A 20,490-nucleotide genomic window follows, 5' to 3' on the forward strand; every position below is an offset into this window, starting at 1 on the left:
AGACGACGGTGTTGGTGGGCCGCCGCATCAATTGTCAGGCAAGCTGAAGTGACGCTTGAGCCATTGTCGCCGGCTTGTTGTTTTTGGTCTTCATCGCTTTTCCGGCAACATAGACTTCGGCGATGCAACGGTCGTCGCCCATGGTTTGAAGAATGAAGAGCTCCTCGGCGAGCGAGGTTACGGTGCGCATACGGAATTCCATCGCCGACTTCGCGCCGGAATCGAGCACGACGATATCGGCATCCGCGCCCGCCTGCAGCGAGCCGATCTGTCGTTCCAGTCCGAGCGCGAGCGCATTGCCGCGCGTCATGCGGTAGAAGGAATTGAACGGCGTCAGTCGCTGGCCCTGCAGATGCAGAACCTTATAGGCTTCGTCCATGGTTTCGAGCATCGAGAAGCTGGTGCCGGCGCCGACATCCGTCGCGACCGACCAGCGCGCACCGAGCTTGTCGAACTGTGCGGCATTGAAGAGACCGGAGCCGAGGAAGAGGTTCGATGTCGGGCAGAACACGCCGACCGCTCCGGTTTCGGCCAGAACGGCAACTTCTCGCTCGCTCATATGGATACAATGGCCGAGCAGCGTGCGCTCGTTGAGCAGACCATAGCGGGCATAGATGTCCGTATAGTCTTTCGCCTCGGGGTAAAGAGAGGTCGTAAAGGCGATCTCATCCCGATTTTCTGAAAGATGCGTTTGGACGTAGCAGTCGGGATGCTCGGCGACGAGCGCCTTGCTCATCTCCATCTGTTCGGGCGTCGAGGTGATGGCAAAGCGCGGGCTGATCGCATAATGCGCCCGACCGCGGCCGTGCCATTTCTCGATAAGCCGCTTTGTCTCGTCATATCCGCGCTGCGGCGTGTCACGCAGCGCGTCCGGCGCATTGCGATCCATCATCACCTTGCCGCCGATCATGCACATGCCGCGTGCTTTGGCCGCCGCAAAATAGGCGTCAACGCTTTCCGGATGCACCGAGCAATAGGCAACCGCCGTCGTCGTGCCGTTCGACAGGAGTTCGTCCATGAAACGGTCGGCCACCTCGGCCGCATGCGCGGCGCGGGCGAATTTCTGCTCCTCGACGAAAATGTAGGTGTTCAGCCATTCAAGCAGCTGCGCGCCATAAGACGCAATCGCCTGCGTCTGCGGGAAATGCAGATGCGTATCGATAAGGCCGGGTAGAATGAGGTTCGGTCGATGATCGGCAATACTGATATCGGCACCGGAAAGCTTGCTTATTTCGCCATAGGGGCCGATCTCAACGATCTTTCCGCCGCGGACAAAAACGGCGCCATCCTCGATATAGCGATAGGATGCGGTGTCATCGATGCCTTGCGGTTCGGCAAGGAAGGTCAGGACGCGGCCACGGATGAGAACTTCATTCATTGGGTTTTCTCCCCATTGACAGCATTTTCATACCAGGAAACGAGCAGGCGGCGCTCCTCGTCGGTAATGTGCGAGGCATTGGCCGGCGGCATGGCGTGGCTTCGGCCCGCCTGCAGATAGATTTCACGGGCATGGGCTGCTATATCGCGATCGGTCTCGAAGACGACGCCCTTCGGAGGGGCGATGATGCCCTCCCAGCTCGGCTCCTTCGCATGACACATAGAGCAGCGCCCCATGATGGTGTCGCGAACTTTCGGAAAGGCCTGAGCCTCGACGAAGGGCTGCTGGATCGCCGAAAGCTTCGTGACCGGCTCGCCGGTCAGAATTTTCGGAACGGTCGAAAGCCACATGATAGCGATGAAGAGGATGACGGTGACGATCCATGTCCAGGTCGGCTTGCCGGCGTCGGCATGACGGGTGTTGAACCAGTGTCGGATCGTCACGCCCATCAGGAAGACAAGCGAGGCGATGATCCAGTTGAACTGCGTGCCGAAAGCCAGCGGATAGTGGTTCGACAGCATCAGGAACAGGACTGGCAGCGTCAGATAATTGTTGTGGGTCGAGCGCTGCTTAGCGATTCGGCCGTATTTCGGATCTGGTTTGCGGCCGGCAATGAGGTCAGCGACCACGATCTTCTGGTTCGGAATGATGATGAAGAACACGTTGGCGGACATGATGGTCGCGGTAAACGCGCCAAGATGCAGAAAGGCGGCGCGACCGGTGAACAGGTGCGTATAGCCCCAGGCTACCGCCACCAGAATGAAGTAGAGCGCCACCATCAGCCGCGTATTGTCATTGCCGAAGGGCGACTTGCAGATCAGGTCATACATGATCCAGCCGCCGGCGATCGATGCCAGCGAAATGGCGATGGCGACCGGCTTCGATACGTCGAGCACAGCCGGGTCGATCATATAGAGGTCCGCCCCGGCATAATAGACGAGACAGAGCATGCCGAAACCGGACATCCAGGTGACGTAGCTTTCCCATTTGAACCAGACGAGGTGGTTCGGCATATTGGCCGGCGCCACCAGATACTTTTGGATATGGTAGAAGCCGCCGCCATGAACCTGCCATTCTTCGCCGTAGGCGCCTGGCGGCAGGGCAGGGTGCTTCTTCAGGCCAAGGTCGAGCGCCACGAAATAGAATGACGAGCCGATCCAGGCGATTGCTGTGATAACGTGCAGCCAACGGACGGCAAAGGTCAGCCAGTCCCAGGCGATGGCATATTCATACATGGGAACTCCCTCCCGATTTCCATGGGATTGTTTGCCATCGCTCGATTTTCACGAAAATCCCGGGGAATCCGCAACACTTTCAAAAAAATCTATAAGATGCCCCCCGCTTTGTTCTGCTTTGCGATGTGGTAGAAAGGGTTATGTCCTATCTTGATAACGTCCGTGTCTTCGTTCGCGTGGTCGAACTCGGTACCCTCTCGGCGGCAGGGCGCGATCAGCGCGTCACGCCGGCGGTTGCCAGCAATCGCATAAAGGAACTCGAGCGGCATCTCGGCGTGCGTCTGTTCAACCGCACGACGCGTAAGCTCTCGCCGACCGAACATGGACGCGTTTTCTATGAGAAGGCGGTAAAGATCATCGAGGCGGTCAATGAGGCCGAAGCGGCGATTGCCGATCTCTCCCGCAATCCGAAGGGTTCGCTCAGAATCACCGCGCCGCTCGGCATCGGCCGTCGGCTGGTGGCCTCGGGCATTCCGGAGTTTCACGACAAATACCCGGATATCGAGGTGCGTGTTCGCCTCTCGGACCACAATGTCGATATTCTGGCCGAAGGTGTCGACGTCGCCTTCAAGCTCGGCGTGCTTGAGGATTCCAATCTGCGCATGCGCGGCATCCTCAATTGCGAACGCGTGCTGTGTGCTTCGCCCAGCTATCTCGAGCGTCGCGGCGTTCCCTCGACGGCTGACGCATTGATCGCCGACAAGCATGACTGCCTTCTGTTGCGCTATCCGGGCTCGAAGGAATATTACTGGACGCTGATGACGGCGGAAGGCGTGCGCAAGTTCGAGGTTGCGGGACCCTATGACAGCGACGATGGCGATGTCCTCACTCAATGGGCGCTGGAGGACCGTGGCATCATCAACAAGCCTCTGTTTGAAGTGAAGGCCTACCTTCGGGAGGGCCGATTGGTGGAGATCCTGAAGGAAAGCCCGCCGGCGCCGGTGCAACTCGCCGCCATCTATCCGCACAAGCGTTTTCAAGATCCCAAGGTGCGCCTGATGATCGATTTCATGGCTGAGCGCTGTCAGCGGCTCATCGGCAAGTTACTTGCCGATGAGCCGGCAGCCGTAGCACCATGATCCGAAGGCCTTGCCTCACAAGACTGTCTCCTTGACCAGACGGATTCAGGACATCGCATCCTCGCATGCGAGCGTGAGGAGAGTGGTGATGACGATTCAGAGTCAGGAAGTTCTTATATGACTACTGATGGTCATATAGAGAATTGACATGAAGGAAATCCAGCTCAAGGATGCCAAAGCGACGCTTTCCGCCGTCGTCGATCAAGCCGTGGCCGGCGAGCCGACCATTATCACTCGCCATGGCCGTAAAGAGGCCGTGCTGGTTTCCTTCGAAGAATGGGAACGAATTTCCAGAGTGCCGGACTTTGCAGATCTGCTTTTGGCTTTTCCTGGAGAAACGTCGGATATTCCAGAACGATCACGAAAGCCTGCCCGCGCATTGCGTGAAAACGGCCTTTGACCTTGTATCTTCTGGACACCAATATTGTGTCGGCCGATGCCCCGACCAAGCAGAACGTCGGTATCGATGCATTTGCAGCCTGGATGCGTGCGAATAGCGACCGGCTTTATCTATCAGCAATCTCCATTGCCGAGATTGAGGCAGGAATTGCGCGTGCAGTAAGGATCGGGGCAACGACCAAAGCAGCGCAGTTGCGTCGCTGGCTCGCGGCGGTCGAACATTTTTACGCGGGTTGAATTCTGCCATTCGGAATGGAGGAAACGAGACACGCTGGCCTGATGCTTGACAGAGCACGCGCTCACGATCCTGGCTTCGAGGACATTGCCATCGCCGCGACTGCGGCTGCGCATGGTCTTACTGTCCTGACGGCCAACGAGCGTCATTTCGAGCCGCTTGGTGTGCCGCTCGCAAATCCCCTAAAGCAGTTACCTATTATCCAGTGACAGGTTTTAGTGAGACCGGCTGACTGCTGCAGCCAGCCGAGATCTTGCGACGGCTTTCGAGGGACGATGATACGGCAAGGGTATTCAGCTCATTGCCGAAAGGCTAGCGATTGACGGCGCCCACAAGTTTGATCCGCTCGGCCGCCCAACTCAGCGCGGCTGTCATGATTTCGGCAGCGGCAAGGGTTGCGATAACGGTCGGGCGCTTGTCCTTTATCGCGGTTCCACCGATCGGGCAGATGAGGCGATCGAAAAGATCCGCGTGACCGATTTCCCGTGCCAGCCAGTTGCGGAAGGTGGCGCGCTTGGTTTTCGACCCTATCATGCCGACATAGGCGGCATCAGAGCGTTTCAGCGCTTCGGCTGTGATCAGAAAATCGAGTGCGTGGTCATGGGTTAGGATCACGAAGCTGCTGCCGGCTGGCGCGTCGCGCACGACCGCCTCCGGCATGGCCGTCAGGCAAGTTTCAATGCGCGGCACGGTGCAGGCGGTCAGCTCATCCTCGCGCGTATCCACCAGCACCACGCGCAGCGGCGCCAGCGAAAGCGCCATGGCAAGCGCATCGCCGACATGGCCTGCTCCAAAGACGTAGACATGTGGGCGCGCGGCCATTTCCCGGTCGCTGCGAGCGACAAGATCGTTGGCAAGCTGCGGATTGAGCACGGTGAAGGCAAGTCCCACCCGACCGCCGCAGCACTGGCCGATCTCCGGGCCGAGCGGAACGCTCATCGGTTCTGCCGCAAGGCCGGAGCGCAACGCCCTACGGGCCTGGTCGATGGCCATGTATTCGAGCTGCCCACCGCCAATCGTCGCGAAAATCGCATGTTCCGACACCAGCATCCAGGCATCGGTATCGCGCGGCGCCGAGCCGGCAACTCCGGTCACTTCGACAAGGATCGATGCCGGTTCGCGGCGCAGGAAATCCCGGATATCTTCGCGGGCGGCAGACATGACCTCACTCCTTGTTCGCCGCCTTGAGACGCTCGATCGCCATCAGCACCCGTTCCGGTGTTGCCGGCGCGTCGAGACGCGGGCAGATCTTGTGATCGGCAACGCTTGCAACCGCATCCGAAAGCGCGTGCAAGACGGCAAGGCCAAGCGGCAGCGGCGGTTCGCCGACCGCCTTCGACCGATGGATCGTCGGCTCATAGGCCTCGGACCAGTCGGTCAGCGCCACATTGAAAATCTTCGGGCGGTCGGATGCAAGAGGGATCTTGTAGGTCGACGGTGCATGCGTGCGCAGTCGGCCCTTGCCGTCCCACCAGAGCTCTTCTGTCGTCAGCCAACCCATGCCCTGGATGAAGCCACCCTCGATCTGGCCGATATCGATGGCCTTGTTCAGCGAACGGCCGGTATCGTGCAGAATATCCGTGCGCTCGACGACATACTCACCGGTCAGCGTGTCGATGGAGACTTCCGAACAGGCCGCACCATAGGCGTAATAATAGAACGCATGGCCGCGACCGGCCTTGCGGTCCCAATGGATCTTCGGTGTCTTGTAGAAACCCGCAGCCGAAAGCTGGACGCGGGCCATATAGGCCTTTTTAACGAGGTCATCGAACGGGATTTCGATATCGCCGATCCGCACCCGGTTCGGCAGGAATTTGACCCGGTCGCGCGTCACCTGATGGCTTTCAGCCGCAAAGGCGATCAATCTCTCCTTGATCTGACGCGCGGCGTCTTGTGCCGCCATGCCGTTCAAATCCGCACCCGAAGAAGCGGCGGTCGGCGACGTGTTCGGCACCTTGGCCGTCGTCGTCGCGGTGATTTTCACCCGATCGAGATCGATCTGGAACTCCTCCGCCACGACCTGGGCCACCTTCAGATGCAGACCTTGCCCCATCTCCGTGCCGCCATGGTTCATGTGCACGGAACCGTCATTATAGACGTGGACCAGTGCTCCGGCCTGGTTCGACTCTGTCTTGGTGAAGGAGATGCCAAATTTCACTGGAGTGAGCGCGATGCCGCGCTTGACGATGCGGCTCTTTGCGTTGAACTCGGCAATGGCCTTGCGGCGTCCGGCATAGTTGGCGCTTTCCTCCAGTTCCGCGACGATACGCTGGATAATGCAATCCTCGACCCTCTGGTGATAGGGAGTGAGATTGCGCTCGCCCTGCACGCCCATCGCGTCATAGAAATTCAGCTTGCGAATCTCGAGCGGGTCCTTGCCGACCGCAAAGGCGACTTCGTCGATGACGCGCTCGGCGCCCACCATCCCCTGCGGTCCGCCGAAACCACGAAAGGCGGTGTTGGAGACGGTATTGGTATAAAGCGGCGCCGACTTTGCATGAACATGCGGGAAGAAATAGGCATTGTCGCAGTGAAACAGCGCGCGGTCACCGACCGGGCCGGAAAGGTCGGCGGAAAATCCGGCCCGAAGCGCGAAGGTATAGTCGACGGCAAGGATGCGGCCTTCGTCATCGAAGCCGACGTCGTAGTCGATAGCAAAATCATGCCGCTTGCCGGTGGCGGCCATATCTTCGTCACGGTCGAGGCGGATCTTGACGGCGCGTTTCAGCTTCTTGGCGGCGATCGCCGCGATTGCGGCGCACTGGTTTGCCTGGGTTTCCTTGCCGCCGAAGCCGCCGCCCATACGGCGCACTTCGATCGTCACGGCATTGCTCGGCACGCCGAGCGCGTGGGCGACCATGTGCTGCGTCTCGCTTGGGCCCTGCGTCGAGCAATAGACGACGACTTCATCGTCCTCACCGGGGATGGCAAGCGAGATTTGGCCCTCCAGGTAGAAATGATCCTGTCCGCCGAGCCGCATACGACCGGTGACGCGTCGCGGTGCGCTTGCAAGAGCAGTGGCAGCATCGCCGCGTTTCAGCGTCAATGGTGTCACCACTTGCCGATGGGTCGAAACGTCGAGATCCCAGATGTCGATATCGGCCGGCAGTTCCTCATAGTCGATCTTGGCAAGCCGGGCAGCGCGCCGGGCCTGCTCGCGCGTTTCCGCAATGACGCAGAAGATCGGCTGGCCGTGAAACTCGACCTTGCCGGCGGCGAGCACGGGATCGTCATGCATGTAGGAAGGCGAGATATCGTTGACGCCGGGTATGTCCTCATGGGTCAGGACGGTGACGACGCCGGGGGCCGTGCGTACTGCCGAGAGATCGACTGATTTCAAAATAGCATGTGCGACGGTGGACAGGCCGAGACCGGCATGCAACGTCCCGGCTGGTTCTGCGATGTCATCGATATAGATAGCCGCGCCGGAGACATGCTTATGCGCTGAATCATGCCTCGGGCTCGAATGGACACCGCCGACAATGGCTTCGGGTTTGAGATCGGTTGTGTGCTTGTTCATGGGTTCACGCGGCCTCGTATCTGGACACCTGTGCCGGTGTCGCATGGGAGGTGGTTTCCAGGTAGAAACGCAGCAGAAGGTTCTTCGCGGCGAGCGCACGATAGTCCGCGGTAGCGCGCATATCGGTCAGCGGCGAATAATCCTCGGCATATTTCTCCATGGCGACCTCTACCGTCTCCTCGCTCCAGCTCTGGCCGAGCAGCGCTTTTTCGACGGCGAAGGCCCGTTTCGGCGTTGCGGCCATACCGCCATAGGCGATGTGGATTTCCGTCACCGTGCCATCGTCGGCAAGGGTCACGCGAAAAGCGCCCAGCGTGGCCGTGATGTCTTCGTCCCGGCGCTTCGTCACCTTGTAGACGGCGAATTTTTCGCCTGATGCCGGGATCGGAATATGCACGGCTTCAACAAATTCACCGGCTTGGCGATCCTGCTTACCGTAAGCGATGAAGAAGTCTCCAAGCGCGATGGTGCGCCGGATGGCACCTTTGCGCAAGGTCAACGATGCGCCGAGCGCAATAAGGGCCGGTGGCGTATCGCCGATCGGGGAGCCGTTGGCGATATTGCCGCCGATCGTGCCCATGTTGCGGACCTGCTGGCCACCGATGCGCGCAATGAGCGGACCGAGCTCCGGAATATGCTGCGAGACTGTTTCAATCGCTTCCGAATAGGTGACGCCAGCACCGATGGAGATTGTACCGTCTTTCACGGTGAGCGATTTCAACTCCTGCAGTCCGGCGATGAAAACGACCGGCGTGATGTCGCGCATGTGCTTGGTGACCCACAGGCCGACATCGGTGGAGCCGGCCACCACAGTCGCAGTTGGAGTAGCCTCAAGAAAAAGGGCGAAATCGTCGAGGTTTGCCGGGACGACTAGCCGACCACGGCCTTCGCCGATTTCCACCCGCGCGCCATCGTGTAGGGCCTTGAGGCGCGCAATCATGGTTTCGCGCTCGACAAGCAGCGGATCGTTTTGTGTTCCGCCATAGCTGGAAATGGAGCGAGCGGCGCGTAGGATCGGCTCATAGCCGGTGCAGCGACAGAGATTGCCCTGCAAAGCGGTTTCGATCTGCTGGTCCGTCGGGTTCGGCGTCTGCATCCAGAGCCCATAGAGCGACATCACGAAGCCCGGCGTGCAAAAGCCACATTGCGAACCGTGAAAATCGACCATGGCCTGCTGCACGGGATGCAGATGGTTATCGCTGGGGGCCAGATGTTCGATAGTGACGACGTGGCAGCCGTCAAGCGAGCCAAGGAAGCGAATGCAGGAATTGACCCCCTCATAGACAAGTCTGCCTGAAGGCGTCAGCCGTCCAACAAGCACGGTGCAGGCGCCGCAATCACCCTCGGCGCAGCCCTCCTTCGTACCCTTCAGCGAGCGTGACAGTCGAAGCCAGTCGAGCAGGGTCTGGTCCGGCGCGACGTCATGAAGCGCAACGTCCTGGCCGTTGAGGATGAAGCGCAATTCGGAGCGGATTGTCACCGGCATGATCGCCTAGCTCCCGCGATAGGTGGAGTAGCTGTGGGGCGAGAGAAGCAGCGGCACATGGTAATGTGCGCCCTCATCGCCAAGGCCAAAGCGGATCGGAATGATGTCGAGGAACATCGGGCCTTCACTCGAACGGCCAAGGTAATCGCCGGCGTGGAAGTGCAGCTCGTAGACGCCTGACTTCATTTCGTCGCCCGCCAGCAGCGGCGCGTCGCATCGGCCATCGTCATTCGTCCGCGTGGATTTCAGAAGATGCAGCGTTTCTCCGTCCAACCGGTAAAGATCGATGCGCAAATCCTGCGCCGGCTTGCCGAGCGCCGTGTCCAGAACATGGGTCGTGAGCCGGCCGGCTCCTTGCGAATGAGGCTGCATTTTCTTCTCCCGAACGTAGCGCTCCTGCATCCACTATCCGCCAGGCCTATTCCACTGAAAAGCAGCGGTATCGTTCGAGACTTTCAAATTTTCCAAGGGGAATAATGCGCGCATTTTGCGGTTAGAAATTTGTCATCGAAGACATTTGGAGGAGTGTTTCATGCGATATTGCCGTGACATGCACGGGTATGGCCAGACGCCACCGGCTGCACAGTGGCCGGGCGACGCACGCGTCGCCGTACAATTCGTCCTGAATTACGAAGAGGGTGGCGAGAACTGCGTGCTGCATGGCGACGCGGCATCGGAAGCCTTTCTGTCGGAAATCGTTGGTGCCGCCCAATGGCCCGGCCAGCGCCACTGGAACATGGAATCGATCTACGAATACGGCGCTCGCGCCGGTTTCTGGCGCCTCCATCGGCTGTTTACCGGAAAGCAGGTCCCAGTTACCGTGTATGGCGTTGCGACGGCTCTGCAACGATCACCGGCACAGGTCGCCGCCATGCTGGAAGCCGGTTGGGAAGTTGCTTCGCACGGCCTTAAATGGGTCGAACACAAGGATATGGGACCGGAAGAGGAGCGGGCGACGATTGCGGAAGCCGTGCGGCTGCACACGCTTGTCACCGGAGAACGGCCGCGTGGCTGGTATACGGGGCGCTGTTCCGTCAACACCGTCGATCTTGTGACGGAAGCGGGCGGCTTCGACTATATTTCCGACACCTATGCCGACGATCTTCCATATTGGTATGAGCATGGTGATCGCCACCAGCTGATCATTCCCTACACGCTCGATGCCAACGACATGCGTTTCGCAACGCCGCAGGGTTTCAACAGCGGCGACCAGTTCTTCAGCTATCTGAAGGACTCTTTCGACGCTCTCTATGCAGAGGGTGCCGCAGGCAGCCCGAAGATGATGAGTATCGGCCTGCACTGCCGGCTGATCGGGCGGCCGGGTCGCGTCATGGCGCTCGCCCGCTTCATCGACTACATCCAAAGCCATGACAAAGTCTGGATCGCGCGGCGCATCGATATAGCCGAACATTGGGCCAGGACCCATCCGCCGAAGCCGGTTGCCGAGCGACCCTCGCAGATGCCTGAAGCCGAATTTGTCGAACGCTTCGGCAGCGTTTTCGAACATTCGCCCTGGATCGCAAAGCGCGCCTATGCCGGCGAGCTTTCCCCGGCAAACGACACCGCCATAGGCCTCCATGCCGCGCTCACTTTCCAGTTTCGTGCAGCGAGCGAAGACGAACGGCTCGGTGTGCTCGTCGCTCACCCGGATCTTGCCGGCAAATTGGCGCAGGCCAAGCGCCTGACGGCAAGTTCGACCGAAGAACAGGCATCCGCTGGCCTCGATGCATTGACGGATGAGGAGCGCACGCGTTTCACCGAGCTTAACGACTGTTATGTCGGAAAATTCGGCTTCCCCTTCATCATTGCCGTTCGCGACCATACGAAAACCGGGATCCTCGCTGCGTTCGAGACCAGGATAGAGAATGACCGCGCCGCCGAATTCGCCACTGCCTGCGGTCAGGTGGAGCGGATCGCACGCCTGCGGCTTGCCGCCATGTTCCCCGATGAGGTGGGCGAGCGTCCGCGTGATCAGCGGACTGCGGCATCAACGACGAACGCATGCATGGGAGCAACAGAGACGAGGAGAGCGTGAATGAAAGTGATCGAAATTCAGCCGTTGACCAACGCAGCCTTCTTTCCGTTTGGCGACGTCATCGAAATGGAAGGGGCATATAATTACCCCATCAATGCCGGAAAATGTGTGCGCTATCACGATCTGGCGAAGATCGAGACAACGGGCGAAAAGGCACGGGCGATGATCAGCCTCTTGCGCGGCGAACCGTATGAGCTGCCGCTGGAGCTAAAAATGGTCGAGCGGCACCCCCTCGGCAGCCAGGCCTTCATACCGCTGACGGACTATCCGTTCCTGGTCGTCGTCGCCAAGGAGACGGCGAACGGACCGGCCGAACCATTGGCCTTCCGGACGAAGCCGGGGCAGGGCGTCAATATCGGCCGCAATGTCTGGCACGGCATCCTGACGCCGCTCGACGGCCCCTCGGATTTTGCCGTGGTGGATCGCGGCGGTGAGGGAGTAAACCTCGAGGAGCATTTCTTTGAGGAGCCATTCCTGATCCGTTAAGCGGAACAGACGCAAGGTCCGGCGGTGAGAGGAAGCATTGTGGAGCAGTGCTCCCTCTTTCCGCAGTTAGGACCTGAAATCTTCATCATCCGGTAGCAACGCTACGCCAGCCTTCCACACTTAAGGACGGAGATGTCGGAACAGTCTTTGCGATAGGGTAGGGGCCTTCACCGAAAAGGTGTCGATAAAACCCGAGATTCGACAGGCACTAAGCAAGACTCATTGCTAGCAATTCCAGGGGTTGATGACGTTGAGACCGGCAGCCTCGAACGGACTGGTATCGCGTGTGGCAACCATTAGACCGCGGGAGCCTGCCGTGGCGGCGATGTATCCGTCCGCCTTGCCGATAGCCCTGCCGGTCTGCTTCGCACGGGCCATCAACTGGGCATATGCTTTCGAAGCGCCCAGGTCGAGCGACAGAATCCGTCCGGTGAAAGCTGGCAAGACCTCTCGTTCCAAGCGATCCTGATAGATCGTGCGTCGCTTGCCGTCCGGCATTGATGCCAAGCCGAAGCGCAGTTCGGCGATCGTGATCGTGGAAAGATAAAGGGTTTCGACCATTTGTGCATCGATCCAAGCGAGCACGTTGGAATCCGGCTCAATCTTCCACAGTTCAGAAATCACATTGGTATCGAGGACAATCATTCAAAGCCCATCGGTTCGGCCGGCGTTTGGTCGCGAAGCTGGTTGAATCTCTCGGCTTCGGCATCCGTCAGACCCTCGGCTTCACGGGCTATGGAAGTCAGCAACGTGCCGAGCTTCAGACGGCCATCTGGCTTGGCTGCCTGTTCCAAAATGCTGCGGATTTCAGCCTCTGCGCTCCGGCCGTGCAGGGCCGCTCTTACACGGATGGCGCGATGCACCTCCTCGGGAACGTTGCGGATGGTAATGGAGACCATGCTTCAAATCCTATGCGTGATTGCGTTGCTTGCAATATATAGAAGTGCAATCACTATTTCAATTTGAAGGTTGTCCGAAGTTGATCCCGGCGCGCTGCGGATTGGCTCGACCGGCCTCTCACAATTATAGCGTCGCAGAAAAGGACAAGGTTCTTTGGCTCAGAACGCATGAAGCCTTTCTTTCTCCTGGAGAGCCCAGCGCTTACAGGCGCCGGTCCATGTTCATGGAGATGGAGCGTCTCCGTCGGGCGCAAATGCCTCATGACGCAATGTGGTGGCATGCAGAGGAACATCCGGACCGGTATGACCCCGCTTCCTAAAGAGGTTGTAATGACCGAATTTCTAGATGAAATGTCGGATATGTCACCTGCGAATACAAGGTGAGTGAGCATCCTCCCGCTGCCGAGCTTTCACCGCCAACAAGGCTTTCCAGCTTGGTAACTGAGCTCCCAAAGGGTCGGGCCACCCTGTCGGATGACCCGGCCCTAAGAAACACGACGCTACCTTCAGTCTGCGAAGAAAGCGAAGCGGACGATGAACAAGGCCGCGACGATCTGCGTTGCCAGATGCAGCGTCGACCAACGGCCAGTGCAAACTTTCAGCACCACATAGCTGATGAAGCCAAAGGCAAGACCGTTGGCGATCGAATAGGTGAAGGGCATGGCGAGCGCCGTCAGGGCTGCCGGTGCTGCCTCCGTCAGATCATCCCATTCGATTTCGGTGAGCTCGCGCATCATCAGACCGGCGACGTAAAGCAGCGCCGGAGCGGTTGCATAGGCAGGAACCGAAGCGGCGAGCGGCGAGAAGAACAGGGCCGCGATGAAGAGCACGGCAATCGTCAGCGCCGTCAGGCCCGTGCGGCCGCCAGCTTGAACGCCCGAGGCGCTTTCGACATAGGCGGTGGTGCTGCTGGTGCCCATCAGCGAACCAGCAACGATAGCCGCGCTGTCGGCGAGCAGGGCTCGGCTTAGGCGACTCGGCTTGCCTTCCTCGAGCAGCTTGGCGCGCTTGGCGACGCCGATCAGCGTGCCCGTGGCATCGAAGACTTCGACGAGGACGAAGACGAGAATGATATGGACGAGGCCGCCATGCAGAGCACCGACGATGTCGAGCTGCAGGAAGGTCGGCAGCATCGAGGGCGGTGCCGAAACGATGCCGTGGAACTGGCTGACGCCGAAGATCCAGGAAAGGACGGTGACGGCGAGAATGCCGATCAGGATCGAGCCCTTCACCTTCATCGCATCGAGAACGGCGATGACGAAGAAGCCGAAGATCGCAAGGAGCGGGCCGGTCTGCTTCAGATCACCGAGGCCGATGAGCGTGGCCTTGTTAGCAACGACGATGCCGGCGCTTTTCAGTGCGATGATCGCGAGAAACAGGCCGATACCGGCGGCGATAGCGCTTCTGAGCGAGCGCGGGATACCGGCAATTAGCCAGCTGCGCACGCCGGTTATCGTCAAAAGAACGAAGATGGAGCCGGAGATGAAGACGGCACCGAGCGCCTGCTGCCAGGTAAAGCCCAGCGCTGCGACGACGGTGAAGGCGAAGAAGGCATTAAGTCCCATGCCGGGCGCCATGCCGATCGGCCAATTGGCGACGACACCCATGATGATCGAACCCAAGGCTGCGGCAAGACAGGTCGCAACGAAGACGGCATTCCGATCCATGCCGGTGGTCGATAGAATATCCGGATTGACGAAGATGATGTAGGACATCGTCAGGAACGTCGTCACGCCTGCGATGAGTTCCGTGCGGACGGACGTGCCGTGCTCGCTTAGTTTGAAAAGCCGTTCAAGCATTGTTCCTCCCAAAGCGTTCCCGACGCTCGTGAAATCAAGGGGCTCGCCTGCATCTCCTCCGATGCCGGCCGCGAGAAGCGCTCATAATCGCTCCGTAGCGAAGGTGGATTGTGCGCTGTTAATGGGTTTGGATGCTAGAGCCGGATTTCCCCGCAATTCGCGAAAGACATTCTAATTTTTCGCACTATTTCCGCGGGTATTGCGTTCGATCTGAGGTCGATCGATCACCGCAAGGCCGTTGTCCTTGCAGGCGATATCGCCCAATTACGCAGTCGGGCTGGACTGTTATCAGTCATATCTATAGCGGGACTGTGACAAAGCCAACCTATTTCGCGTCGCGTGGCGAAACCGTGATCGCTCGTTGCCGCGTGGGAACGGCAAGAGATAACGTTTATTCATCTCGCTGCCGTGAATGTTCGGCATCCGCAGCGTCGAGGCTCGTGTCAGGCAGATTCGGTGGTCACCGTCGATCAGGCATAAACAGCATCGAACAGGCGCTGGCAGGCCTCCACCAGATTACCGGTCTCCAGCAGGGCGCCTCCGACCAGATACATGATGTCGTTGCCATAGGCCGCACGCATCTCGCCTACTCTGTTCAACGTCATTCCGCCGCCAGGTGCTGGTACGATGGCTTTCAGTCCACCCAGTTCAACGGCGCAGGCACCGGCGATGGATAGGCATTCCTCGCGGGTGAAGCCGAAGCGGCCACCGAAATTCGGATAGATGACGGCATCTGCGCCCATCAGCCGATGAAGGGTTCCGAAGAAAGTGCGATGGGTAAATCCGCAGTCGGGCGAAACCACATTGGCACCCGCAAAGGCTGGATGCGAGATAAGAGGCAGGCTGAAATCCGGATCGGCCGCAAGGGTGCGAATGACATCGTAGCCGGCCAGCGCCGGCGCAATCATGACGCCGCCGGCACCGGCTTCCTGAGCCTGCATGGCCCGGTCGATGATCGCATTGGCCGGACCAGTGACATTGGGCACGAAGCTCGTTTTTCCGCCGCTCTTGGCGTTGGCTTCGCCGACGGCGTCCACACAGGCCCGCAACCGTTCGCCAAACGGCGACGTCTTCTGATCGACGAGGCCGTGATCATCCTTGACGTAATGCATGCCGCCAAGCGCGAAATCATGGGCCAGACGGGCGAGTTCCTTCGTCGAGAGGCCGACCGGCTTGATCGCCGACATCAGCAATGGTGTCTCGCCAACGCCGGCGCGGGCACGCAACCCGGCGATGCCATGCCGCGGGCCTTTGCACAGGTCGAGGATGCCGGGAGAAAGGCCGATGTCTTCAACCTTCAAACCCGGTTTGATCGAACTATTACCGAAGACGATATTGAGAAATTGCGGGAAGTCGCCGCCAATATCGTCTTCCGAGTAGGAGATGGTTGCAAGGAAGCCCTGGCGCCCATCCGGATCCTTATCCAACGCTTCCAGCCGCCCCAGGATTTCGTCTTCGACATAGCCCTTCGGCACGACGTGGCGTGGAATTTCGACCGTCTGTTCGAGCGTGATGTCGAGGGCACGCTTGCGTGCCTCCTCGACATCGCCCGTCCGGATGAAATAGGTGACGGTAAAGCGCGGAGCCATCAGAGTGCCTCGGCCTTCTGCGCGGAGTGAACGTGATCGAGACGGACTTCCGCCAGTTCATCTTCCCCGATGGCAAGCGGCTTGCCGAGGAGCTGTTCGATGGCGCCGACAAGCGCGCTGGCATCAAGTCCGTATTTCTTCATCAAATATGGTTTGGAAGCGCCATGCGCAAAGGTATCGTTGAGGCCGAGGCGCTTCAGCTTGATGCCGATGCCTTCTTCGGCCAGGATCTCCGCAACCAGCGAGCCGAGGCCGCCGACGATCGTGTGGTTTTCGAGCGTGACGACGCCTTTCTTGCCGCGAGCGGCCTTCAGCAGGCCATCACGGTCGAATGGCTTCAGCGTTGAGGCGTGCAGGTGATGAACGCCAACCCCGCGCGCCTTGAGCGGCCCGCTCGCGCGCAGTGCTTCCTCGGTGCAAACACCGGAACTGACAACGAGGATGTCGTCGCCTTCGGAGAGCGTGCGCAGCCGGTTGAATTCGAAAGGCGTCGAAAAGAGGCGCGGCACCTCGCCGCGCAGGACGCGGACGTAGACGGGGCCATCAATGGCGTCCGCGACTTCGAGGACGGTTTCGACTTCCGTTGCATCGCCGGTTTCAAGCACGGTCATGTTCGGCACCGCACGCATGACGGCAATGTCTTCGATCGCCTGATGGGTGATGCCGCCCGGCGTCGTAATGCCAGGCAGAAAGCCCATGAGCCGGACCTTGCGGTTGGAATAGGCGATGGAATTGATCAGCTGATCGTAGGGGCGGCGATACAGAAACACCGAGAACGTGTGGAGGAACGGGCGATAGCCCTGCATCGCAAGGCCGCCGGCAAAGGACAGCATATTCTGCTCGGCCATGCCGAGCGTAAGAAACTGCTCCGGATGCCGGTCACGGAAGCCGTCGACCTCGCAGGAGGAGGTGAGATCCGCCGAAAGGCAGAGCACTTCCGGCCGTGCGACTGCAAAGGTTTCGAACGCCTTGGCATAGGGACGGTTGACGATCTCGACCATGTTCATGTCCTTTCCACTGCGTTCATGTCGATGCCAAGCTCGGCGGCCAGCGCCGCCTGCATTTCCAGCCGCTCGTCCGCGCTCTTGAAGCGAACATAGTGAAGTCGCGGGAAGCGCTTCTTGAGGAAGTTCATACCCTGATAGGGCGAGGTATTGGCGAGGATCACCAGTGGCTTGCCGGCTTCCGTGCTTTCGGCGGCCTGGCGCATGGCGCCGAGATCGTGACCATCGACCGAGCGGCATGTCACGCCAAAGGCGCCGACGCGCGCGGCAAGATCGCCAAGGTCAAGCACCGAAGACATGGCGCCATCGCATTGCTGGCGGTTGACGTCGACGATGACGCGGATGTTGTCTATCCGGTGATAGGCCATGGCCGCAAGGCATTCCCAGGTCTGGCCCTCCTGGAATTCTCCATCCGACATATAGACCCAGACCTTGCCCGGCTCGCCTTTCTTCTGTCGTGCCCAGGCAACGCCCGACGCCATGGAAAGGCCCTGTGCCAGCGAGCCGGTCGTCACTTCCATGCCGGGGCTGTGTTCGGCGCCGATCATCTCGACCGAGCCGCCATCCTTGTTGAAGTGGTCGAGCGCATGTTCGTCCATCCGCCCCATCTCGATCAGCGCCGAGTAGATCACCAACGCGTAGTGTGCAGGTGAAATGAACAAGCGGTCGAACTCGGGTGCGAACGGGCCGTGGTAGCCCGCGCCCGTGAAAGCATCCGGATTGTGGGCCGAAGGCACGCCACGGAAGGGAAGCGGCACTTTCGGAAGCGTCGGTTCGCCGAGCTGCAAGAACTCGTTATAGAGAAGGGCCAGGCTCTCGGCGGCCGAACAAGCCTGGCTCAGATAGCCACCATTGTTCTTCATCGTGTGGAAAAAGACGCGACGGCGAATTCCAAGCGCAATATCTTCCGTGGATTTCTGATTGGAGAGGGTCATCGTCTCAGCTCCGTTCGGGGAAAAGGGCCTTCAGACCTTCCAGCGACGGCGTCGCGATGCCGCGTTCCGTTATCAGGCCGGTGATCAGGCGGGCAGGCGTGACGTCGAAGGCGGGATTTGCCGCAGGACTTCCTTCAGGCGAGATGCGAACGCTCGCTATTGAACCATCCCGTGCTTTGCCCTGAACGAAGCTGACTTCGTCCGCGGATCGCTCCTCGATCGGGATTTCCTTGATGCCGTCGTGAACCGTCCAGTCGATGGTCGGTGACGGCAATGCAACGTAGAAGGGCACGCCATTGTCGCGGGCGGCAAGCGCCTTGAGGTAAGTTCCGATCTTGTTGCAGACATCGCCGTTTGCCGTTGTACGATCCGTTCCGACGATGACCATGTCGATATCGCCGTGCTGCATCAGGTGGCCGCCGGCATTGTCGACGATCAGCGTGTGCGGCACGCCATGACCGTTCATCTCCCAGGCCGTGAGATAGGCGCCCTGGTTGCGCGGGCGGGTTTCGTCGACATAGACGTGGACGGGAATGCCTTCCTCCGTCGCCATATAGATCGGCGCCGTTGCAGTGCCGTAGTCGACCGTCGCAAGCCATCCGGCATTGCAATGGGTAAGGATGCGGACAGGTTCGCCCGCCTTCTTTTTCGCGGTGATCTCGCGGATGACCTTCAAGCCATTCGCGCCGATCGCGCGATTGAGCTGAACATCTTCCTCGGCAATTTCGGCGGCACGCTTGTAGGCGGCTTCGGCGCGTGCGCCTTCCGACAGCGGCCGCAGGTGTTCGCGCATGGCGTTCAGCGCCCAGCGCAGGTTGATGGCGGTCGGGCGGGTTTCGTTGAGCTCTTCCCAGACGGCGTCGAGATGCGCGCTGGAAGGGTCCTTTGCCATGGCGATGGCAACGCCATAAGCGGCCGTGACCCCGATCAACGGCGCGCCGCGCACCCACATGTCACGGATGGCAACGGCAACGTCATCGACTGTCTTCAGCGTGACAACTCTGAATTCATGCGGCAGCCAGCGCTGATCGATAATGTCGACCGAGCGGCCGTCCTCGTTGAGCCAGATCGTATGGTAATGGCGTTCTCCGACTTTCAAGCGAGTGTCTCCTTCTGAAGCCGTTCTGCTGTCGCGCGGACATCTTTGAGGCTGTGGATGCGATGCCGGTTGACGGCGAGGTGGCGCCCAAGTTTCAGCGCCCTACTCTCGCAGGCGGCCCGATGATTGGGATCGGCGATGGTTTCGAAATCGGCATTGTGGGCGAGGCCAAGAATGCGGCGATGCATCTCGATGCCGGCAAAGCCCAGCATTTCGCGATAGATTTCGTCGAGGACGATGTTTAGAGCCTGTTCGGCTCCCATCATGTCACCTTGATCTTCGAAGAGACTGGCCTGGTAAAGGATGCCCTTGCGCTCGTTGCGCCAGAGATTGGCGAACTCGGCGCGGAACGTTTCCCAGATGGTTTCGACCGTATCGAGCAAATACGCGCGCATCTCATCGCGCCCCGCATCGTCGCTTTCATGACCGCTTTGCGCGAAATAGCTCATCCAGAAATTGGCGAGCAGCATGCCGACGTCGAAACTGATTGGACCGTAAAAGGCAAATTCCGGATCAATGACGCGCGTTTCGTCATCTGTGACCATCACCGAGCCGGTATGAAGGTCGCCATGGCAAAGCGTCTCTGCCTTGGCGGAGAAGAGATGCTTCAACCGCTGTGCTTCCACCTTGAGGTCTCGATCGCCACGCAATTCTGCAACGATCGGATCAAGTTGCGGCGAGGTATGCCGGTTGAGCTCCGCTTCGAAATAGGGATCGGAAAAGACGAGATTCTCTGTGATGTCGCAGAGCTCGACATTATCGGCGAAGAGCGCCACGTCTGCCTTCTTGTCGCGCGTGACCATGGAGAAATCGGAACCGCGAAAGAGTGTCCGCGCGCAGAAGAGCCCGAGATCACGACCGATCTTTGGAAGGATGCGGCCATCGATCAACGCCCGTCGCAAGATGACATGCGGGGTCAGAAACTCCATGGCGATAATGGCCTGGGCGGCGTCGAAGAAAAAGATTTCCGGCACCATGCCAGGATCGCGCTGGGATTGGCGTATCAGGGCATGATATTCGAAAAACGAGCGCTTCAGAGGAAGCGGCCAGCTTTCGCCAACAAGTCGCACATAAGGCAGCGCCTGTTTGACAATGGCGGCTCCCTTTTCTCCGGTAACAATAAAAACGAGATTGAGATTGCCGTCGCCGACTTCCTTGACGGCCCATCGCGCGGAATCGTCGCCGATTTTTTCCCTAAGAATGGCGTTGCCGCCAAGTCGGCCCGGCAATGTCTCGACGCTAAGCGCCGCAAAGACGTGGGTGTCCATTATGCTCTCCTCCTGCGCATGTCGCGGCCTCCACCGTGTTTCGA

The 20,490-nt window shown here is 59.5% G+C and carries 18 protein-coding genes and 1 pseudogene; 5 read left to right on the forward strand and 14 right to left on the reverse strand.

Annotated elements, in window-relative coordinates; genetic code table 11:
• Positions 1 to 34: 34 nt before the first annotated feature.
• Both guaD and QD461_RS16030 read right to left on the reverse strand, forming a co-directional pair.
• Positions 35 to 1,378 (reverse strand): guanine deaminase, encoded by a 1,344-nt coding sequence (guaD, locus tag QD461_RS16025; RefSeq protein WP_414088605.1) that lies wholly within the window; start codon positions 1,376 to 1,378, stop codon positions 35 to 37.
• On the reverse strand, positions 1,375 to 2,613 hold the full coding sequence (locus tag QD461_RS16030; protein WP_414088606.1) for a urate hydroxylase PuuD: 1,239 nt from the start codon (positions 2,611 to 2,613) through the stop codon (positions 1,375 to 1,377). Before QD461_RS16030 ends, guaD begins: the two co-directional genes overlap by 4 nt.
• Before the next feature lie 140 nt (positions 2,614 to 2,753).
• Here QD461_RS16030 and QD461_RS16035 point away from each other — a divergent pair, with 140 nt between their 5' ends.
• The 3 genes and pseudogenes from QD461_RS16035 to QD461_RS16045 all read left to right on the forward strand — a co-directional run bounded on the left by QD461_RS16035 (position 2,754) and on the right by QD461_RS16045 (position 4,535).
• A complete protein-coding gene (locus tag QD461_RS16035) occupies positions 2,754 to 3,692 on the forward strand; it encodes a LysR family transcriptional regulator (RefSeq protein WP_414088607.1) in 939 nt (312 codons plus the stop codon).
• A 148-nt stretch (positions 3,693 to 3,840) separates the two neighbouring features.
• Positions 3,841 to 4,092 carry a type II toxin-antitoxin system Phd/YefM family antitoxin gene (locus QD461_RS16040; protein WP_414088608.1) on the forward strand — a complete coding sequence of 84 codons (252 nt, stop codon included), beginning with the start codon at positions 3,841 to 3,843 and terminating at the stop codon, positions 4,090 to 4,092.
• Between the two features lie 2 nt (positions 4,093 to 4,094).
• A pseudogene (locus QD461_RS16045) lies at positions 4,095 to 4,535 on the forward strand (PIN domain-containing protein).
• A 103-nt stretch (positions 4,536 to 4,638) separates the two neighbouring features.
• On the opposite strand, the gene xdhC reads toward QD461_RS16045, so the two are convergent.
• The 4 genes from xdhC to uraH are packed head-to-tail and all read right to left on the reverse strand — an operon-like array spanning position 4,639 to position 9,704.
• A complete protein-coding gene (gene xdhC, locus QD461_RS16050) occupies positions 4,639 to 5,487 on the reverse strand; it encodes a xanthine dehydrogenase accessory protein XdhC (RefSeq protein WP_414088609.1) in 849 nt (282 codons plus the stop codon).
• A 4-nt stretch (positions 5,488 to 5,491) separates the two neighbouring features.
• Positions 5,492 to 7,846 (reverse strand): xanthine dehydrogenase molybdopterin binding subunit, encoded by a 2,355-nt coding sequence (gene xdhB, locus QD461_RS16055; RefSeq protein ID WP_414088610.1) that lies wholly within the window; start codon positions 7,844 to 7,846, stop codon positions 5,492 to 5,494.
• Between the two features lie 4 nt (positions 7,847 to 7,850).
• Positions 7,851 to 9,332 carry a xanthine dehydrogenase small subunit gene (gene xdhA, locus QD461_RS16060; protein WP_414088611.1) on the reverse strand — a complete coding sequence of 494 codons (1,482 nt, stop codon included), beginning with the start codon at positions 9,330 to 9,332 and terminating at the stop codon, positions 7,851 to 7,853.
• A gap of 6 nt (positions 9,333 to 9,338) precedes the next feature.
• The gene (gene uraH, locus QD461_RS16065) at positions 9,339 to 9,704 is read right to left on the reverse strand and encodes a hydroxyisourate hydrolase (RefSeq protein ID WP_414088612.1); all 366 of its coding nucleotides are present in this window, start codon (positions 9,702 to 9,704) and stop codon (positions 9,339 to 9,341) included.
• Between the two features lie 160 nt (positions 9,705 to 9,864).
• Here uraH and puuE point away from each other — a divergent pair, with 160 nt between their 5' ends.
• Both puuE and QD461_RS16075 read left to right on the forward strand, forming a co-directional pair.
• On the forward strand, positions 9,865 to 11,367 hold the full coding sequence (gene puuE, locus QD461_RS16070) for an allantoinase PuuE (protein WP_414088613.1): 1,503 nt from the start codon (positions 9,865 to 9,867) through the stop codon (positions 11,365 to 11,367).
• On the forward strand, positions 11,368 to 11,853 hold the full coding sequence (locus tag QD461_RS16075) for an ureidoglycolate lyase (protein ID WP_199086496.1): 486 nt from the start codon (positions 11,368 to 11,370) through the stop codon (positions 11,851 to 11,853).
• A 225-nt stretch (positions 11,854 to 12,078) separates the two neighbouring features.
• On the opposite strand, the gene QD461_RS16080 is transcribed toward QD461_RS16075, so the two are convergent.
• The 8 genes from QD461_RS16080 to mtnK all read right to left on the reverse strand — a co-directional run bounded on the left by QD461_RS16080 (position 12,079) and on the right by mtnK (position 20,446).
• On the reverse strand, positions 12,079 to 12,498 hold the full coding sequence (locus QD461_RS16080; protein WP_414088614.1) for a type II toxin-antitoxin system VapC family toxin: 420 nt from the start codon (positions 12,496 to 12,498) through the stop codon (positions 12,079 to 12,081).
• Positions 12,495 to 12,752 carry a FitA-like ribbon-helix-helix domain-containing protein gene (locus tag QD461_RS16085; protein WP_414088615.1) on the reverse strand — a complete coding sequence of 86 codons (258 nt, stop codon included), beginning with the start codon at positions 12,750 to 12,752 and terminating at the stop codon, positions 12,495 to 12,497. Before QD461_RS16085 ends, QD461_RS16080 begins: the two co-directional genes overlap by 4 nt.
• A gap of 506 nt (positions 12,753 to 13,258) precedes the next feature.
• Positions 13,259 to 14,551, reverse strand: a complete 1,293-nt coding sequence (locus QD461_RS16090; protein WP_414088616.1) for an NCS2 family permease — start codon at positions 14,549 to 14,551, stop codon at positions 13,259 to 13,261.
• A gap of 470 nt (positions 14,552 to 15,021) precedes the next feature.
• Positions 15,022 to 16,140, reverse strand: a complete 1,119-nt coding sequence (locus tag QD461_RS16095) for a RuBisCO large subunit C-terminal-like domain-containing protein (RefSeq protein ID WP_414088617.1) — start codon at positions 16,138 to 16,140, stop codon at positions 15,022 to 15,024.
• A complete protein-coding gene (locus QD461_RS16100) occupies positions 16,140 to 17,141 on the reverse strand; it encodes a transketolase family protein (RefSeq protein WP_184705993.1) in 1,002 nt (333 codons plus the stop codon). Before QD461_RS16100 ends, QD461_RS16095 begins: the two co-directional genes overlap by 1 nt.
• Positions 17,142 to 17,143: 2 nt before the next feature.
• The gene (locus QD461_RS16105; protein WP_414088618.1) at positions 17,144 to 18,079 is read right to left on the reverse strand and encodes a transketolase; all 936 of its coding nucleotides are present in this window, start codon (positions 18,077 to 18,079) and stop codon (positions 17,144 to 17,146) included.
• Between the two features lie 4 nt (positions 18,080 to 18,083).
• Entirely contained in the window at positions 18,084 to 19,178 is a 1,095-nt protein-coding gene (gene mtnA, locus QD461_RS16110; RefSeq protein ID WP_414088619.1) for an S-methyl-5-thioribose-1-phosphate isomerase, read from the reverse strand.
• Positions 19,175 to 20,446, reverse strand: coding sequence for an S-methyl-5-thioribose kinase (mtnK, locus tag QD461_RS16115; RefSeq protein WP_414088620.1), 1,272 nt, complete (start codon positions 20,444 to 20,446; stop codon positions 19,175 to 19,177). The genes mtnA and mtnK overlap by 4 nt, the downstream gene beginning before the upstream one ends.
• Positions 20,447 to 20,490: the final 44 nt, after the last annotated feature.

It is taken from the genome of Rhizobium sp. BR 314 (genome assembly GCF_047445805.1).
Taxonomy (GTDB): domain Bacteria; phylum Pseudomonadota; class Alphaproteobacteria; order Rhizobiales; family Rhizobiaceae; genus Rhizobium; species Rhizobium lusitanum_B.

Bases quoted from the DNA above. Each gene is read 5' to 3' on its own strand.
- guaD (WP_414088605.1), bottom strand. From the start codon at position 1,378: ATGAATGAAGTTCTCATCCGTGGCCGCGTCCTGACCTTCCTTGCCGAA.
- QD461_RS16030 (WP_414088606.1), bottom strand. From the start codon at position 2,613: ATGTATGAATATGCCATCGCCTGGGACTGGCTGACCTTTGCCGTCCGT.
- QD461_RS16035 (WP_414088607.1), top strand. From the start codon at position 2,754: ATGTCCTATCTTGATAACGTCCGTGTCTTCGTTCGCGTGGTCGAACTC.
- QD461_RS16040 (WP_414088608.1), top strand. From the start codon at position 3,841: ATGAAGGAAATCCAGCTCAAGGATGCCAAAGCGACGCTTTCCGCCGTC.
- xdhC (WP_414088609.1), bottom strand. From the start codon at position 5,487: ATGTCTGCCGCCCGCGAAGATATCCGGGATTTCCTGCGCCGCGAACCG.
- xdhB (WP_414088610.1), bottom strand. From the start codon at position 7,846: ATGAACAAGCACACAACCGATCTCAAACCCGAAGCCATTGTCGGCGGT.
- xdhA (WP_414088611.1), bottom strand. From the start codon at position 9,332: ATGCCGGTGACAATCCGCTCCGAATTGCGCTTCATCCTCAACGGCCAG.
- uraH (WP_414088612.1), bottom strand. From the start codon at position 9,704: ATGCAGCCTCATTCGCAAGGAGCCGGCCGGCTCACGACCCATGTTCTG.
- puuE (WP_414088613.1), top strand. From the start codon at position 9,865: ATGCGATATTGCCGTGACATGCACGGGTATGGCCAGACGCCACCGGCT.
- QD461_RS16075 (WP_199086496.1), top strand. From the start codon at position 11,368: ATGAAAGTGATCGAAATTCAGCCGTTGACCAACGCAGCCTTCTTTCCG.
- QD461_RS16080 (WP_414088614.1), bottom strand. From the start codon at position 12,498: ATGATTGTCCTCGATACCAATGTGATTTCTGAACTGTGGAAGATTGAG.
- QD461_RS16085 (WP_414088615.1), bottom strand. From the start codon at position 12,752: ATGGTCTCCATTACCATCCGCAACGTTCCCGAGGAGGTGCATCGCGCC.
- QD461_RS16090 (WP_414088616.1), bottom strand. From the start codon at position 14,551: ATGCTTGAACGGCTTTTCAAACTAAGCGAGCACGGCACGTCCGTCCGC.
- QD461_RS16095 (WP_414088617.1), bottom strand. From the start codon at position 16,140: ATGGCTCCGCGCTTTACCGTCACCTATTTCATCCGGACGGGCGATGTC.
- QD461_RS16100 (WP_184705993.1), bottom strand. From the start codon at position 17,141: ATGGTCGAGATCGTCAACCGTCCCTATGCCAAGGCGTTCGAAACCTTT.
- QD461_RS16105 (WP_414088618.1), bottom strand. From the start codon at position 18,079: ATGACCCTCTCCAATCAGAAATCCACGGAAGATATTGCGCTTGGAATT.
- mtnK (WP_414088620.1), bottom strand. From the start codon at position 20,446: ATGGACACCCACGTCTTTGCGGCGCTTAGCGTCGAGACATTGCCGGGC.